This window comes from Streptomyces sp. SID3343 (assembly GCF_009865215.1).
GTDB lineage: Bacteria > Actinomycetota > Actinomycetes > Streptomycetales > Streptomycetaceae > Embleya.
Genome location: NZ_WWJX01000990.1, coordinates 1 through 338, shown reverse-complemented (window position 1 = coordinate 338; position 338 = coordinate 1). Strand labels below are relative to the sequence as shown.

1 pseudogene is annotated in these 338 nt (G+C 63.9%); it reads left to right on the top strand.

The features are described 5' to 3' along the window. Positions 1-228: pseudogene (locus tag GT354_RS30835) on the top strand (ribonucleoside-diphosphate reductase); the annotation flags it as partial. Between the last annotated feature and the right edge of the window lie 110 nt (positions 229-338).

The window sequence follows — 338 nt, the reverse complement described above, 5'->3', positions numbered from 1 at the left end:
CAGGGCGGCGTGTCGGGCATGACGGTCGCGGACATGCGCTCGTACCTGGAACACGTCGCGGACCGACGGTTGGCGCAGTTGGGCATGGCCCCGATGTACGGCTCGGCGAACCCGTTCGGCTTCATGGAACTCCAAGACGTCCAGGAACTCTCCAACTTCTTCGAACGCAAGGTCTCGGCCTACCAGGTCGCCGTCACCGGCTCGGTCTCGTTCGACGAGGACTTCTGAGACCCGATCATCCACATTGACCGAACCTGCCGCGTCATCCCGAAAACGGGGTGGCGCGGCGGTTCGGTCCGTGCGTCCTCAAGATGCCTGCACCCGATTGAGCAACGCCT